The organism is Dryocola baronae (assembly GCF_051297175.1).
Lineage (GTDB): Bacteria > Pseudomonadota > Gammaproteobacteria > Enterobacterales > Enterobacteriaceae > Dryocola.
In genome coordinates, this window is record NZ_JBINNY010000001.1 from 1689201 (window position 1) to 1705693 (window position 16493).

Consider the following 16493-nt stretch of genomic DNA (forward strand, 5'->3'; position numbering starts at 1 on the left):
AGGGCATGAACCGAATCAATGCGCTAACCATCGCGGGCACCGACCCAAGCGGCGGCGCGGGTATCCAGGCGGACTTAAAAACGTTTTCGGCGCTCGGCGCGTACGGCACCAGCGTGATCACCGCTCTGGTGGCGCAAAACACGCGCGGCGTGCAGTCGGTTTACCGCATCGAACCGGATTTTGTCGCGGCGCAGCTCAACTCGGTGCTCGGCGACGTGCGCATCGATACCGTTAAGATCGGTATGCTGGCCGAGGCTGATATCGTGGAGGCGGTTGCCGAACGTCTGGCGTTTTATCAGGTTCACAGCGTTGTTCTGGACACGGTGATGCTGGCGAAAAGCGGCGATCCGCTGCTTGCCCCCTCGGCGGTGGACAGCCTGCGTAAACGCCTGCTGCCGCAGGTGGCGCTGATCACGCCCAACCTGCCGGAAGCCGCCGCGCTGCTCGACGCGCCCCACGCCCGCAATGAAAGAGAAATGAAGGAGCAGGGCGACGCGCTGCTGGGCATGGGCTGTAGCGCGGTGCTGATGAAGGGCGGCCATTTGGACGACGCCGAAAGCCCGGACTGGCTGTTCACCCGCGACGGCGCGGTGCGCTTTACCGCTCCCCGCGTGCAAACCCGGCACACCCACGGTACCGGCTGCACCCTTTCCGCCGCGCTCGCAGCGCTTTACCCCCGCAACGACGGCTGGCCGCAAACGATCGAGGCGGCAAAAAAATGGCTGTCAAAAGCGCTCGAGCAGGCGGACTCGCTTGAGGTGGGCCACGGCATCGGCCCGGTGCATCATTTTCACGAATGGTGGTAGGAAAAACCGTCCCATAACCCGTTATGGGACGGAAAATCATGCCCGCGTGGTAGTGACAATGGTGAAATATTCGGCTGCAAAGCGCGGCTGATAACCAAACTTAAGCAAATTATCAGCACATTCCTCCGAGTCAGCCTTCTGTTTGATATTGTAGTTGTGGTTCAATATTGGTTTAGTGGGGGTGAATGATAAATACAAGTAGTTACTTAGCGAAACCATCCCTGCGCGGCAATATTAAATATATCATCTACAAATATATCTCATAATCTCGCCATCTTGAAAGTATTGATATTTTTCCATGTGCCTGGTTACCCCGGTACGTATTTTTCTCGTGCTTGAGTGTTTGTATTTTAAATCTACCCTTTATCCAGCGCTCGGCGTAAAAATGTCCCGGCGTAGGCATAATAAAAATACTCTCACTTGTCAGGAATAATGAAATGACTATTACTCAGCAACAGCAATCTCTTTCAGCCTTTAATGAGTGGCTGGAAAATGATAAAAAAGTTTCACTGACCGGCCCGGCGCTGAAGGCCCACGCGCTATTTGAAGTTAAGACCTCCGGCGACAGCAGCGTCTCCGGGCAGAATACCATCGCAACCGGCAACGACGCGGCGAAACAGGCGGCGGTAGGGCAGGACCTGGACAAAGCCATCAAGGATCAGAACAAAAATGAAATCGTGGATATCCTTGCCAGAAACCCCGGAAACGCGGTGACCAGTATTCTTGGCCTTGCGCAGAGCCGCACCGACTGGAACCCGCTCGACCCGGACAACGCTAAGAATTCGAAGGGGTTTACCGACTTTGTGGCGTCTATTTTAAAAGTTCCTTTCTTTACCACCACCCAGTCGGAAACGAAAACCGTCCATTACGAAGAGGAGAATTATAATTCTCTGATCGATAAGGTTGTCGATCTTTATGACGGCGTGACGGATCAAAATAAAGAAAAAATTAAGCTCAGCATCTCTAATTTAATCAAGGCCTGCACCAGCCGGGTAAATACGCAAAATACGGATACGCTGTTCGTACAGAATACTCTCCAGGCCGCGAACGGGAATATCGTTGTGCAGCTGCAGCAAACCTATATGTATATGGAGCTGGACCACAACACGGGCAAAGGCGCGCCGAAGGATAAATATAAAACGCAAATCGACGTCAAAGTGCTGGAGCTGACCTTCTCGTCGGCGCTATGGACGCGCGATGCGGCAGAGAAGCTCGCAGATAAATTTGTGCAAAGCTGGGACGACTGGCTAAACGGGACGACGACGCCGGATTCGGCCAAACAGAGCAGGCTGAAATTCTGCTTTGGCAACGGTGCCGCCGCCGCGTAAAAGCGCGGAACGCGCCGCTGAGGCTCCTGTTCTTATCGGTAAACCCGAATCGGCACGCTTGCCGATTCGGGTTTTGTCTTTCCCCCATCACATGAAAATACAGCCGCTGGACGCTTCGCGTTACAACGTTATTGGGCCAAAAGTGCGGGCCGGGTGGCGAAGAGAGCGACTCGGGACCAGGCTTAGGTCTGCCCGTCTTTTGGTGGGCCAGGACTTTTTATTGCTCGGCGGGCAGGGTGCTCGCCGACATAACGGGAGCGAATTATGACCGATATTGCGCAGCTGCTTGGCAAAGACGCCGACGGCCTATTACAGCATCGTTGTATGACTATTCCGGCAGACCAGCTCTACCTGCCCGGCTCGGACTACGTGGACCGCGTGATGGTGGACAACAATCGCCCGCCTGCGGTACTGCGAAATATGCAGACGCTTTATAACACCGGACGTCTGGCGGGCACCGGCTACCTTTCTATTTTACCGGTCGACCAGGGCGTTGAGCACTCCGCCGGGGCGTCGTTCGCCGCCAACCCACTCTATTTCGATCCGAAGAACATCGTGGAGCTGGCGATCGAGGCGGGCTGTAACTGCGTGGCCTCAACCTACGGCGTGCTGGCCTCCGTGTCCCGCCGCTACGCGCACCGCATTCCCTTCCTCGTTAAGCTCAACCACAACGAAACGCTCAGCTACCCGAACACCTTCGACCAGACGCTGTACGCAAGCGTGGAGCAGGCGTTCAATATGGGCGCGGTGGCGGTGGGTGCTACGATTTACTTCGGGTCGCCGGAGTCGCGCCGCCAGATTGAGGAGATCTCCAGCGCCTTTGAGCGCGCGCACGAGCTGGGCCTGGTGACCGTGCTGTGGGCGTACCTGCGTAACCCGGACTTCAAAAAAGACGGCGTGGACTATCACGTCAGCGCCGACCTCACCGGCCAGGCGAACCATCTGGCCGCCACCATCGGCGCGGACATCGTGAAGCAGAAAATGGCCGAGAATAACGGCGGCTTCAAGGCGGTCAACTTCGGCTACACCGACTACCGCGTATACACCAAGCTGACCAGCGACAGCCCGATCGACCTGGTGCGCTACCAGCTGGCGAACTGCTATATGGGCCGCGCGGGGCTGATTAACTCGGGCGGCGCGGCGGGCGGTGAAACCGACCTTACCGACGCGGTGCGCACGGCGGTTATCAACAAACGCGCGGGCGGCATGGGGCTGATCCTCGGCCGTAAGGCGTTTAAGAAATCGATGGCAGACGGGGTGAAACTCATCAACGCGGTTCAGGATGTTTATCTCGACAGCAAGGTGACGATTGCCTGATTTTTGTCGCTAATCATAGGGTGGATGGCGCCTGCGCTTATCCACCCCACAAAACGCTGAAACCGCCGCTCAACCTCTCCCCATTTTTCCACCCCTTCTATGTCACAATTCCATAACATTTTGTGAAAAGCGTCACGCCACCCTGGGCATATGTCCAAAAAATCGCCCGTCGATAGGCACCTTTGAACGAGGAAAAGGTGATTCTTTGCGCATAAAGTTGTCCATGAAACGCTGTTTTATTTTACAGCCCTGAACAATACTCCTTCCGAAGCCGTTCCGTTTTTGCAGTAGAAGTGGCACTGATTTATCCCGAATTCGTCGTCAAAAAGGACACCCACGATTGTGAAAATTGCATCCGTAAATGTGACTGTATTTACCTACCCCACGCGCCGCGTCTCCGACAGCGCCGGGCATTCTCATCCGGGCGCGGAGAGCCTGGCGAAAATGGTCATGCTGACCATCACCACCGACGAGGGCGACAGCGGCTACGCCTTCGCGCCGCCGGAAGTGGGGCGCCCGCACGTGGTAAACGCGTTTTTCAGCAAGGTGCTGGTCGGGCAGGACCCGTTTAACCGCGAGCGCATCTGGCAGGATCTGGTGCACTGGCAGCGCGGCAGCGCGCACCAGCTCACCGAACGCGCGCTGTCGTTTGTCGAACAGGCGCTGTGGGATTTGATTGGCCGCAGGCTGAAAATGCCGGTTTACAAGCTGCTCGGCGGCTACCGCGACAAAGTGCCCGCCTACGGCAGCACCATGTGCGGCGACGAGCTGGAGGGCGGACTGTCCACACCGGACGAATTCGGCCAGTTTGCCGAAAAGCTGGTCGCCCGCGGCTACAGGGCCATCAAGCTGCACACCTGGATGCCGCCGGTCGCCTTTGCGCCGGACCCGAAAATGGACGTCAAGGCCTGCGCGGCGGTGCGTGAAGCGGTGGGGCCGGATATCGACCTGATGCTCGACGGCTACCACTGGTACAGCCGCAGCCAGGCGCTGTACATCGGCAAGGCGCTGGAAAAGCTCAACTTCGCCTGGTTTGAGGAGCCGATGGAAGAGGAGAGCATGGCCTCCTACGTGTGGCTTTCCGACAACTTATCCATCGACGTGCTGGGGCCGGAAAGCCTCGGCGGCAAGCATCACAGCCGCGCCGACTGGGTGAAGGCGGGCGCGTGCGACATCCTGCGCGCCGGGGCAAACGGCGTCGGCGGAATTTCCCCGACCATGAAGGTGGCGGCGCTCGCGGAATCTTTCGGCATGGACTGCGAGGTTCACGGCAACGGCGCGGCGAGCCTTGCGGTGGTGGGCGCAATCCGCAACTGCCGCTGGTACGAACGCGGCCTGCTGCACCCGTTCCTTGAGTACGACGAGCCTGCCGCCTACCTGAACAGCATCGTTGACCCGATGGACGCCGACGGCTTTGTGCATCTGCCCCAGCGGCCGGGCCTCGGCGAAGACATCAACTTTGATTACATAGAAACGCATACCGTCAGCCGCGACTAGCCTCGCGAAAATAATAAGCCCGGCGCAATAGATGCCGGGTAACCCTGACCCTACAAACGGTATCTATCATGAACAGAAACTCCCGAACGGGGGCGTGGCTGCTTGCGCTCCTGTTGCTGGTCGGCGGCACGTCGGCGGTGGCGAAAACGCCGCCCGACAGGCTGATCGTCGGCATGAATATGAACAACCTGCTCACCCTCGACCCGGCGGCGATGACCGGCAACGAAGTGGTGGGGCTGGTGGTGAATCTGTACGATTCGCTGGTCGAGCTTGACCCGGCGCAGCCCACCCACGTGCGGCCTGCGCTGGCGACCGCGTGGGACATCTCCGACGACGGCAGCCGCCTGACCTTCCACCTGCGCGACGGCGTGACGTTCCACTCCGGCAATCCGCTCACCGCCGACGACGTGGTCTGGTCGATGCGCCGCGTGCTGCATCTCAACCTCGCGCAGGCCTCGGTGTGGAAATCCTACGGCTTCAGCAAAAAGAACGTCGACGAGCACGTTAAGGAGCTGGATGCCGCCACCGTCGAAATCACCCTGCCGAAGGCCAACGACCCGCAGCTGGTCATTTATTCGCTGGCGGCGCTCGGCAGCGTGGTGGTGCTGGACAGCAAAACCGTGCAGCAGCACGTGCAAAACGACGACTGGGGCAACCGCTGGCTGACCACCAACGAGGCCGGTTCCGGGCCGTTCAGTCTCGAAGTCTGGCAGGCGAAGGACGTGCTGCGCATGAAGCGCAATCCGCACTACTGGCGCGGCGAGCCGAAGCTTGCCTACGTGGTGTTTCGACACTTCCAGGAGTCGCAGACCCTGCGCCTGATGATTGCCAAAGGCGATCTGGATATCGCCAGCAACATGGCGGTCGCCGACGTGAACGCGCTGCGCGAAGACCCGAACATGACGGTGGACGCGGTAAAAAAAGGCACCATTTACTATGTCGCCATGAGCATGAAGGAGCCGCACTTCGCCAACCCGAAGGTGCGCGAGGCGGTGCGCTACCTGATTGACTATCAGGGGATTAACAAGGCGCTGATGCCGGGCTACGGCGTGCTGCACCAGCGGCCTATTCAGTCAGGCATGCCCGCCACGTTGCCGAACCCCGGCTACGCGCTGGATATCCCGCGCGCCAAAAAGCTGCTGGCGGAAGCGGGCTATCCTGACGGCTTCGACACCACTCTGCGCGTGCTGGCCGACCAGCCGTTCCTCAACATCGCCATTGCCGTGCAGTCCACGCTGATGCAGGCGGGAATCAACGCGAAAATCGTTACCGGCACCGGCAACCAGATTTACGGCGCGATGCGCGAGCGCCGCTTTGACATGCTGGTCGGGCGCGGCGGCAGCGGCGTTGAGCCGCATCCCCACTCCAGCCTGCGCGCGCTGGTCTACAACCCGGACAACAGCGACGCCGCGCGGCTGACCAACTTCCAGGGCTGGCGCACCGGCTTTTACGACAAAACCCTGAATCAGCAGATCGACCGGGCGTTGGTTGAGCGCGACCCGACCAAGCAGCGCGCGGAATATCAGGCGATTCAAACCCGCTACGACGCGCTGATCCCGGCCCTGCTGCCGCTGTCGCAGATGGTGGATTCGGTGGTGGTGCGCAAAGAAGTGCAGAACTACCGGCCGCATCCGTCCGCCACCACCTTCCTGCGCGACGTCTACAAAACGCCCGTGGAGGATAAATCATGAGCATGATTCTGCTTGCGCCACAGGGGCGCGCCCGGCGCTTTACCCGCCGCGTCGGACAGGTGCTGATCACGCTGTTCGGCCTGCTGCTGCTGACGTTTTTTATCGGACGCGTGATGCCCATCGATCCGGTGCTGGCGATCGTTGGCCCGGACGCCGACCAGAGCACCTACCAGCAGGTTTATCACCAGCTCGGCTTTGATCAATCGCTGGCGACGCAGTTCTGGATCTACCTCAGCGGGCTGCTGCACGGCGATCTGGGCAACGCGCTGCTGACCGGCAAGCCGGTAGTGGACGATATTCTGCGCGTCTTCCCGGCGACGCTTGAGCTGGCGACGGTGGCGATCGTCGTCGGCGCGGGCCTCGGCATTCCGCTCGGCGTCTGGGCTGCGGCCCGCCGCAATAGCGTCGTGGACTATGCGGTGCGCATTATCAGCCTTGCGGGCTACTCCACGCCGATCTTCTGGGTGGGCATGATGGGCCTGCTGCTGTTTTACGCCTGGCTCGGCTGGGTGGGCGGCGCGGGGCGCGTGGATTTAGGCCTGGACGGCGTGGTGCCGCACCGCAGCGGGCTGCTGCTGGTCGACGCGCTGCTGGCGGGCAACGGCGCGGTGTTTTTCAACGCGCTCAATCACCTGATCCTGCCCGCCTCGCTGCTCGGCTTTCACTCGCTGGCCTACATCAGCCGCATGACCCGCAGCTTTATGCTGGCGCAGCTGTCGCAGGAATTCATTATTACCGCGCGCGTGAAGGGGCTGACCGAGCGGCAGGTCATCTGGCATCACGCCTTCCGCAATATCCTCGTTCAGCTGCTGACGGTGGTGGCGCTGGCCTACGGCTCGCTGCTGGAAGGGGCGGTGCTGATCGAAACCGTGTTCTCGTGGCCGGGCTTTGGCTCCTATCTCACCGGCAGCCTGCTGCTGGGCGATATGAACGCGGTGATGGGCTGCGTGCTGGTCGTCGGGGTGATTTTCGTGCTGCTCAACCTGCTGTCGGACATGCTTTATCAACTCTTTGACCCGAGGACGAAATCATGACGGTTTCCTTTGGCACGCCGCAGATGACGGCGGCAGATGAACGCTCGCAGCGCGTAAAGCGTGCGGGCCTGCGCGCGCTCGGTTTCATCGGCAGGATGGCGCGAAATCCGCTGACGGCCATCGGCGGCGGCATCGTCTTTTTGCTGCTGCTGGTGGCGATATTCGCGCCGTGGATCGCGCCCTATAGCCCGCTGGTGCAGGATCTCAACCACGCGCTGAACCCGCCGAGCGCCGCGCACTGGTTCGGCACCGACGAGTTTGGCCGCGATATCTTCAGCCGACTGGTGTACGGCTCGCGCATCACGCTCTACATCGTGCTGCTGGTGTCGGTCACCGTCGGGCCGCTGGGCCTGCTGCTCGGCGTCACCGCGGGGTATTTCGGCGGCAGGGTGGACATGGTGCTGATGCGCATTACCGATATCTTCATTTCCTTCCCAAGCCTGGTGCTGGCGCTGGCGTTTGTGGCGGCGCTTGGCCCGGGGCTTGAGCACGTGGTGATAGCGATAACGCTCACCGCCTGGCCGCCGATTGCGCGTCTGGCGCGGGCGGAAACGCTCTCGTTACGCCAGGCCGATTTTATCTCGGCGGTGCGCTTGCAGGGCGCATCCCCGGCGCGCGTGCTGTGGCGTCACATCGTGCCGCTGTGCATGCCGTCGGTGATTATCCGCATCACCATGAACATGGCGGGCATCATTCTGACGGCGGCGGGCCTCGGCTTTCTGGGGCTTGGCGCGCAGCCGCCCGACCCGGAATGGGGGGCGATGATCTCCAGCGGCCGCACCTACATGATGGAGTGCTGGTGGGTAGTAACGATTCCGGGGCTGGCGATTTTAATCAACAGCCTGGCATTCAACTTTTTGGGAGACGGCCTACGTGACATCCTCGATCCGCGCAGCGAATAGCTCGCCGCAGCTGCTTGACGTACGCGACCTCAACGTGACCTTCGTCAACGGCCGGGCGCAAACCCACGCGGTGCGTGGCGTGTCCTTCCAGCTTGGTCGCGAAAAGCTCGCCATCGTGGGCGAGTCCGGTTCCGGCAAATCTACGGTTGGGCGCGCGCTGCTCCAGCTCCACCCGGCAAAGGCGCAAATCACCGCCGAGCGCATGCAGTTTGGCGATGTTGACCTGCTGCGGGCGGGGGACGCGCAGATGCGTGAGGTGCGCGGCAGGCGCATCTCGATGATTATGCAGGACCCGAAATACTCGCTAAATCCGGTGATGTGCGTGGGCGACCAAATCGCCGAAGCCTGGCTGACGCACCATCGCGTGGGGCGTAAAGAGGCGAAGCAAAAGGTGCTGGAGATGCTTGAAGTGGTGCGCATTCGCCAGCCGGAGCGCGTCTATAGCCTCTACCCGCATGAGATTTCCGGCGGACAGGGGCAGCGCATCATGATCGCTATGATGCTTATCACCGACCCGGAAATGGTGATTGCCGACGAGCCGACCTCCGCGCTGGACGTGTCGGTGCGCCTCCAGGTGCTGGCGCTGCTCGACGATCTGGTCAGCTCGCGCGGGCTGGGGCTGATATTTATCAGCCACGACATCAACCTGGTGCGCAGCTTCTGCGACCGTGTACTGGTGATGTACGCCGGGCGAGTGGTTGAATCTATCGCCGCGAAGGATCTCGATAACGCGCAGCACCCGTACACGCGGGGGCTTATCGCCGCGCTGCCGGAGATGGACAAACGCCGGGCGCATCTGCCGGTTCTGCAACGCCAGGCGAGCTGGCTTACCGAATAAGGGGAAAGGCATGACGATGATCGAAGTCAGCGGGCTTGGTTTAACCTTTGGCGAAGGGGCGAAGGCCAGCCAGGTGCTGTTCGACGTGAGTTTTGACGTCCAGCACGGGGAGATTTTTGGCCTGGTAGGCGAGTCCGGTTCGGGAAAAACCACGGTGCTGAAGTGCCTGGCGGGGCTGTTTACCCACTGGCAGGGAAAGCTGGCGATTGACGGCACGCCGCTTGCGCACGGCATCAGCCGCGAGCGGTGCCGCAGGGTGCAGATGGTCTTTCAGGACCCCTACGGCTCGCTGCACCCGCGCCACACCGTCGGCGATATTCTGGAGGAGCCGCTGCAGATTCAGGGCTTCAGCGACCGTGACCGGCGCATCAACGCGATGCTCGATAAGGTCGGCCTGAACCGGGCTTTCCGCAGCCGCTATCCGCACCAGCTCTCAGGCGGCCAGCGTCAGCGCGTGGCCATCGCGAGGGCGCTGGTTCTGGAACCCCAGGTGCTGCTGCTCGATGAACCTACCTCCGCGCTGGACGTGTCGGTGCAGGCGGAAATATTGAATCTTCTGGCGGACTTACAGCAGGAATCAAATCTTACTTATTTAATGGTCACGCACGATTTAGGGGTAATTGCACATTTATGTCATCGCGTTGGCGTTATGCAGCACGGTCGTATTCTGGAAGCAATAACCACCGACGATTTAATAAGTGGAAAGGCACAAAATGTATATACGCAGATGCTGGTTAACGCCAGTCGGCAATATAGCCGAGAAATGGCTCAGCAGGTCGCGAAATTCTAACCCCACGCCTTAAAAAATGAAGCGCCGGGCGATTAACGGCGCTTTTCTTCCATTTAAGATTAAAAATCTCCCGCCGTGCTTTTAAGCTTTGTTAACATCTTATATGTGCTCATCATTCTGATATACATGAAAAATTCATCTTATAGATAAGATCGTTTTCTTAATTAAGAATGATGGTTAACATTAATCAGAAAACAAATCTAGGAATATTCGCACGAGCACATAATATGACCACACCAACCGCTATATTTTTGCGGCTGGGCACAACGGTAAATTTAAAATAGCCAAGCTTGCCCTTATCTGTTTATTTCTGGGTAACAGACATCTCCTGCTATGGGACTGCACATTGCACGATAAGGACCAGCCACACCTAAAGGATGACAATATGAAAGTTTTATTACCTCTGACCATTGGCGCAACGGTATTTATGAGCGCCAGCGCGCTTGCCGATTCTGATAATACCATCACCTTCAAAGGGGAAGTCACCGAGCAAACCTGTTCCGTGGCGGTCAACGGCGCTTCGGCTCGCCCGGTTGTGCTGCTGCCAACGGTTTCCAAAAGCGAGCTGGCGACCGCTACGGATACCGCCGGTCTGACAACCTTCACGCTCGGCGTAAGCGGCTGCACCGTGGACACCGACGATTTGCAGATCAAAACCCTGTTTATCGGCACCAACGTGACCGCCGCCGGGAACCTCGGCAATACGGGGACCGCAACGGGCGTTGAGCTACAGCTGCTGACCGACGAAACCGGCACCTCGGTTATCGATTTGCGTAACCCAACCGCCGTGGCGGGCATCACCGTGAAGGCGGGCCAAACCGTCGGCGAGCACAACTACGCGGTGCAGTACTACACGGCCTCTGGCAGCGCCGGGGCGGGTACGGTGATCGGCGCGGTGCAGTACGCGGTTTCTTATCTTTAAGCGCCTCATGGCGAAGCGCTGACGTAACGGGCAGGAGAAGGGGAATGACATTAAGGAGATGTATGCTGGGCGCGGCGCTGCTGGGTGCCAGCTTTATCAGCGCGGCGAGCGTGGTGATGACCGGCAACCGGGTTGTCTACCCGGCCAACGCCCGGGAAGTCAGCGTGCAGCTCACCAACAAGGACGACTTCCCGAACGTGGTGCAGGCCTGGCTTGACGGCGGGGACGAAGCCTCCACGCCGCAGACCGGACGGGCACCCTTCCTGCTGACGCCGCCGATGTTTCGCATGGCGCCGCACAGCGGGCAAACCCTGCGCCTGCAGTTTACCGGCGCTGATTTGCCGACGGACAGAGAGTCGGTGTTCTGGCTCAACGTTCTGCAAATCCCGCCGATGGCGCAGGGCGGCGAGCAGGCGAACCAGATGGTGGTGATGCTGCGCAGCCGCATGAAAGTGTTCTGGCGTCCGCATGGGCTTGTGGGGTCGCCGGACGCGATGGCGAAAACCACCCGCGCCGTGGCCTCAGGCAACCAGCTGCGCCTCACCAACAACAGCGGTTATTTCGCCTCTATCTCACGGGTCGTGCTGTCGGTTGCCGGTAAACGCACCACCGTGCGCGGCGAGATGATTGCGCCCGGCGGCAGCAAAACCTGGACGCTTGCGGGCAGGCCAACGGGCGACACGCTCGAAATGACGTGGATTAACGATCAGGGGGCCTACCTTAGCGGCACTCTTCCTCTCACGCGGTAGCGGGCAGTTTTGCGGGCAAACACTATGGAAAGACGTCACTGGCTAACTATCGTCGCGCTGGGCGGCTGGGCTATGCCTTTTGCCGCGCTGGCGGAAAGCTACACCTTTGACAGCTCGCTGCTGTTGGGCAGCGATTACGGACAGGGCCTTGCACGCTTTAACCGCGAAACCACGGTGGCGCCGGGAAATTACCTGGTTGATATCTGGCTGAACGGCCGCTATATCGCCCGGGAAGGGGTGAGCTTCCAGAGCGCGGGGGACGACGTCTTGCCCTGCCTGCCGCTGGCCTTCTACGCGCAAAACGGCGTGCTGCCGCTGCAAAAAACCGTCAGCGAGCCGTGTTTAAGCCCCGGCAGCCGGGTGAAAGGCGCGAGCTGGACGTTCGATAGCGCCCTGCTGCGGCTGGATATCGCCATTCCGCAGGCTGAAATGGTACAGGTACCGCGCGACTACGTTGCGCCCGACCAGTGGCAGGCCGGGGAAAGCCTGCTGTTTGCCAACTATAACGGCAGCTATTACTACAGCGAAGCCGGCACCGGCGGGCACAGCGAGTACGGCTGGCTGGGGCTTGGCGCGGGCATTAACTTCGGCCTCTGGCAGCTGCGCCAGCAGTCATCGGCCAGCTACAGCCGCTACGGCAACGCGTCGCGCTACCGCTGGGACAACCTGCAAACCTGGCTACAGCGGCCCGTTGCGGCGCTGCAAAGCACCCTTAGCGCCGGACAAAACTACACCGGCGGCAGCCTGTTCAGCAGCATGGCGTTTACCGGCGTAAAGCTCGAAACCGATCAGCGCATGTGGCCGCAGTCGCGCCGGGGATTCGCGCCGGAAGTGCGCGGCACCGCCGCCAGCGCCGCGCGCGTGGTGGTGAGCCAGAACGGCCGCACGGTTTATCAGACCAACGTGGCGCAGGGGCCGTTCGTCATTAACGATTTGCCCAGCACCGCCTGGCAGGGGGATTTGCAGGTCGACGTCATTGAGGCCGACGGCAGCCGCAGCCAGTTTACCGTGCCGTTTTCATCCCTGCCGCTGTCGCTGCGCCCCGGCGTCTGGCGCTACAACGCCGCCGTTGGGCGGGCGCGCGACTACGATACCGACGATAACGGGTTCGGCGATTTCACCCTCGAGCGCGGCATCGCTAACAGCCTGACCGCCAACGGCGGCCTGCGGGCGGGCAAAGAGTACCAGTCCGCCGTGCTGGGCGGCGTTTGGGCGTCGTCGCTCGGCGCGGTCGGCATGAACGTCACCGGCTCCCACGCGCGGCTGCCGCAGGGCGCGCAGTCGGGCTGGCGGGCGCAGCTTTCCTGGAGCCGTTCGTTTAGCGCCACCGGCACCAACGTGGCGCTGGCGGGCTATCGCTATTCCACCGCCGGATACCGCGACTTCAGCGACGTGCTGGGGGAAAGGCAGGCCGCGCGGAGCAGCGACGTCTGGCGCTCGGACACCCTCCAGCAGCGCAACCAGTTTACGGCCACCGTGAACCAGCAGCTGGGCGACTACGGCTCGATGTGGCTGTCCGGTTCGGTGATGGACTACTACGGATCGCGGGGGCGCAACACCCAGCTTCAGTTTGGCTACGCCAACCAGTGGCGGCAGCTGAGCTATAACCTGGCGGTGAGCCGCCAGCAGGCCGTCTGGCGGCAGAACGTCCGGCGCGACGACGGCCCCCAGCAAAGCGTTAAGTTCGGGCAGGCGGAAAATATCGTCACCCTGACGTTTTCCCTGCCGCTGAGCTTCGGCGAGCGTGAGGACTACCTGTCGCTTTCCGCCAGCCGCAGCAAAAACAGCGGCAATAGCTACCAAACCACGCTCACCGGCTCGCTGGGCGAAAACGACACCGCCAGCTACGCGGTGTCGGCGGGCTACCAGCAGGCAACGGACGAGGCGAGGCAGACCAACTGGAGCGCCTCGCTGCAAAAAAACGCCTCGTTTGGCAGCCTGAACGGCAGCTACTCGCAGGCAGAAAATTATAAACAGTGGTCGGGCGGGATGCGCGGCGCGGCGGTGCTGCACGGCGGGGGAATAACCCTCGGGCCGTGGCTTGGCGATACCTTCGCGCTGGTGGAGGCAAAAGGTGCCGAAGGCGCGCGCGTCAGCAACGGGCAGGGCGCGGTTATTAACAGCCACGGCTATGCGCTGGTGCCGTCGCTTACGCCGTACCGTTTCAACAGCGTCCAGCTGGACACCTTAAACATGGCGACCGATATCGAACTTGAGGATAACCAGCAGCGCGTTGCGCCCTACGCCGGTGCGGCGGTGAAGCTGTCGTTTGCCACGCTTGAAGGCACGGCGGTGCTGATCGACACGGCGGCGGGGAAACGCACGCTGCCGCCGGGTGCGGAGGCGTTCGACGAAAGCAACCGCGTCATCGGCATGGTGGGGCAGGCGGGCCAGGTTTACGCCCGCCTGCCGAACGATGAGGGAAGGCTCCAGGTGCGCTGGGGCGACGGGCGCGCCGACAGCTGCGACATTCACTACCGGCTGCCGAAGCCCGTACCGCGGCAGGCGCTGATCCCGCTCAGCGCCGCGTGCCAATAATCCTAAGGATGTCATGAAATGAAAGCGTTATTTTTCGGACTCATGCTGGCGGCGAGCCTCCCGGCACAGGCCGTCTGCGAATACATTATTTATCCCTACAACGGGGCTAACGCCAGCTTTGGATCGCACCGCCTCAGCTCGGCAAGCGACGGCACGACCAACAACTGGCGCAGCAGCGGCGGGGCAGACGGCTGGAACGGTATGCTGCCCGGCGTCAACCTGTCGATTGACGTCACCACCAACGATCTTTTCCAGCCGCCGGGAACGGTGCTGGGCGCGGGCGGCGGTGTTCCCTTTACCCAGTACGCGCACCGGGGCGGCTGGGACCCGGAAATGGTCTTTTTCCGCTGCACGCCGGACACGGCGGGGCAGCTTTATCAGGCCTTTTCGACCAATGGCGACGACGCCTACGCGGGCTGGTTCGAGGCCAACGACGTGCCCGGCGCCTACCTGACGTTTGCCAAAAACGTCGCGCTGCGCCTGACGCTCGAGGCGACGGGCCAGGTGTTTACCGATTCCTGGCAGCAGGTGGCGATGACCAATCTCGACACCGACAAAGACGGCAACTTTTTGATTAAGGCGAAAAACTTTTCGCCGATCCGCGTGGAGCTGCTGAAAACGGCGGATACGCGCTATTTCATCAACGCGGCGGCGACCTATTCGTTTGCCGGGGTGAACCCTAACGCCTACGTGGTGTTTCGCGGGCCGGGGACGGATTCCAACGGCATTAAAATCGGCCAGCCGCACCGCAACGGCAACTGGGCGGGCTGGTACACCGACTGGCCGTCGGTGATAAGCCTTTACAACACCGGCATCACCGTGCGGCGCGGGGCTGTCTGCCAGGTTACGCACTTTACGCCGGTGGTGCAGATTCCGATTATTACCGCCGCCGAGCTGCGGGCCGGGGGCAGCAGCAGCGCGCCGTTCACCCTCGAATTCGCCTGTGAATCGGGCGTGGCATCGGGCGTGGCGGCGAATAAACAGAACGTTGCGCTCGGGTTTCTTGCCCCGCCGGGCAACGTGCTTGCGGCACAGAAATATGGCCTGGTCAGCGGCAGCGCGGTCACCCATCTGCTCGACGATGCCTACGGTTCGCCGGGCGTGGCGCGCGGCGTGGGCGTGCGCGTGATTCGCAACGGTTCGCCGATGAACTTCCTGACCACCGACGTCGGCGGAACGGGAACGACGGCAGGCTGGGTGCCGGTGCTGGGCGGCGCGCAGGCGTCTACCGGGACGCAAAACGGCGTCGATAGCTATCGGGAAGTGTTTGAGGCGCGGCTGGAGCGTTTTACCGGCGACGAGCTGACGGCGGGAGGTTATCAGGCGCATGCGCAGATACTTATGCGGCTTCAGTAGCCTGCTGCTGCTGGGAGTTCTGCTCGCGCAGCAGGCGCTGGCGGCGGTGAGCCTGAGCGCCACGCGCGTGGTGTTTAACCATGGCGCGACCACCGCCTCGCTGGGGCTGGTCAACGGCGCGGACTATCCGGTGATGGTGCAGGCGTGGATAGACGACGGCGACCCGCAGGGCACGCCGCAAACCGCGCGCTCGCCGTTCGTGGTGCTGCCGCCGATATTCCGCATGGCCCCGCTTGAGCAGCGTTCGCTGCGCCTGCTTACCAGCGCGCAGAACCTGCCGCAGGATCGTGAATCCCTGTTTTGGCTAAACGTGTACGAAATACCGCCCAATTTGCCCACCGCAACGAGGGAGAAAATGCTGCTGGCGTTCCGAACGCAGATTAAAGTGCTGTGGAGACCGCGTGGAATAGGGAAATTGAATGTAAATGTGGGTAATCAACTGCGCTGGGGCGTGCGGGGCAACACGATCGTAGTGAAAAATCCAACGCCTTGGCATATCTCTCTGTCAGAGATAAAAATGGCAGATTATTATGCAGAAGGAATAGTGCTAAAACCCCTGTCTGAACACGCGGTATTTACGATTCCAAATTCAGGCTCAGGCGAAATTACGATAGACTTTGCGATTCTCAACGACGAAGGGAATCAATGGGGCTATACCTCACGGATTAATTAACCGTTCCGACCGCGTGATTGCAAAGCACTAAACAAAGCAGAACATAGGATAA

Annotated in this window: 14 protein-coding genes; all 14 read left to right on the forward strand. The window is 60.8% G+C overall.

Features of this window, described 5'->3' with window-relative positions; all coding sequences use genetic code 11:
* The first annotated feature begins 5 nt into the window (after positions 1–5).
* Positions 6–806: a bifunctional hydroxymethylpyrimidine kinase/phosphomethylpyrimidine kinase gene (gene thiD / locus ACSPHG_RS07895; protein WP_435955971.1), complete on the forward strand. Its 801-nt coding sequence runs from the start codon at positions 6–8 to the stop codon at positions 804–806.
* 437 nt (positions 807–1243) lie between these two features.
* Entirely contained in the window at positions 1244–2134 is an 891-nt protein-coding gene (locus tag ACSPHG_RS07900; protein WP_435952935.1) for a hypothetical protein, read from the forward strand.
* A 264-nt stretch (positions 2135–2398) separates the two neighbouring features.
* Positions 2399–3451 (forward strand): class I fructose-bisphosphate aldolase, encoded by a 1053-nt coding sequence (gene fbaB / locus ACSPHG_RS07905; RefSeq protein ID WP_435952936.1) that lies wholly within the window; start codon positions 2399–2401, stop codon positions 3449–3451.
* Between the two features lie 342 nt (positions 3452–3793).
* On the forward strand, positions 3794–4948 hold the full coding sequence (locus ACSPHG_RS07910; protein WP_435952937.1) for a mandelate racemase family protein: 1155 nt from the start codon (positions 3794–3796) through the stop codon (positions 4946–4948).
* Positions 4949–5016: 68 nt separating this feature from the next.
* Entirely contained in the window at positions 5017–6639 is a 1623-nt protein-coding gene (locus ACSPHG_RS07915; RefSeq protein ID WP_435952938.1) for an ABC transporter substrate-binding protein, read from the forward strand.
* A complete protein-coding gene (locus tag ACSPHG_RS07920; RefSeq protein ID WP_435952939.1) occupies positions 6636–7673 on the forward strand; it encodes an ABC transporter permease in 1038 nt (345 codons plus the stop codon). Before ACSPHG_RS07915 ends, ACSPHG_RS07920 begins: the two co-directional genes overlap by 4 nt.
* The gene (locus ACSPHG_RS07925) at positions 7670–8575 is read left to right on the forward strand and encodes an ABC transporter permease (RefSeq protein ID WP_435952940.1); all 906 of its coding nucleotides are present in this window, start codon (positions 7670–7672) and stop codon (positions 8573–8575) included. The genes ACSPHG_RS07920 and ACSPHG_RS07925 overlap by 4 nt, the downstream gene beginning before the upstream one ends.
* A complete protein-coding gene (locus ACSPHG_RS07930) occupies positions 8547–9413 on the forward strand; it encodes an ABC transporter ATP-binding protein (protein ID WP_435952941.1) in 867 nt (288 codons plus the stop codon). Before ACSPHG_RS07925 ends, ACSPHG_RS07930 begins: the two co-directional genes overlap by 29 nt.
* Before the next feature lie 16 nt (positions 9414–9429).
* A complete protein-coding gene (locus ACSPHG_RS07935) occupies positions 9430–10203 on the forward strand; it encodes an ABC transporter ATP-binding protein (RefSeq protein WP_435955972.1) in 774 nt (257 codons plus the stop codon).
* A gap of 385 nt (positions 10204–10588) precedes the next feature.
* Positions 10589–11125, forward strand: a complete 537-nt coding sequence (locus ACSPHG_RS07940) for a fimbrial protein (RefSeq protein ID WP_435952942.1) — start codon at positions 10589–10591, stop codon at positions 11123–11125.
* Positions 11126–11169: 44 nt separating this feature from the next.
* Positions 11170–11874, forward strand: a complete 705-nt coding sequence (locus ACSPHG_RS07945; RefSeq protein WP_435952943.1) for a fimbrial biogenesis chaperone — start codon at positions 11170–11172, stop codon at positions 11872–11874.
* 24 nt (positions 11875–11898) lie between these two features.
* Positions 11899–14412, forward strand: a complete 2514-nt coding sequence (locus ACSPHG_RS07950) for a fimbria/pilus outer membrane usher protein (RefSeq protein WP_435952944.1) — start codon at positions 11899–11901, stop codon at positions 14410–14412.
* A gap of 18 nt (positions 14413–14430) precedes the next feature.
* Positions 14431–15768: a fimbrial protein gene (locus ACSPHG_RS07955; RefSeq protein WP_435952945.1), complete on the forward strand. Its 1338-nt coding sequence runs from the start codon at positions 14431–14433 to the stop codon at positions 15766–15768.
* Positions 15740–16441 (forward strand): fimbrial biogenesis chaperone, encoded by a 702-nt coding sequence (locus ACSPHG_RS07960; RefSeq protein ID WP_435952946.1) that lies wholly within the window; start codon positions 15740–15742, stop codon positions 16439–16441. The genes ACSPHG_RS07955 and ACSPHG_RS07960 overlap by 29 nt, the downstream gene beginning before the upstream one ends.
* Positions 16442–16493: the final 52 nt, after the last annotated feature.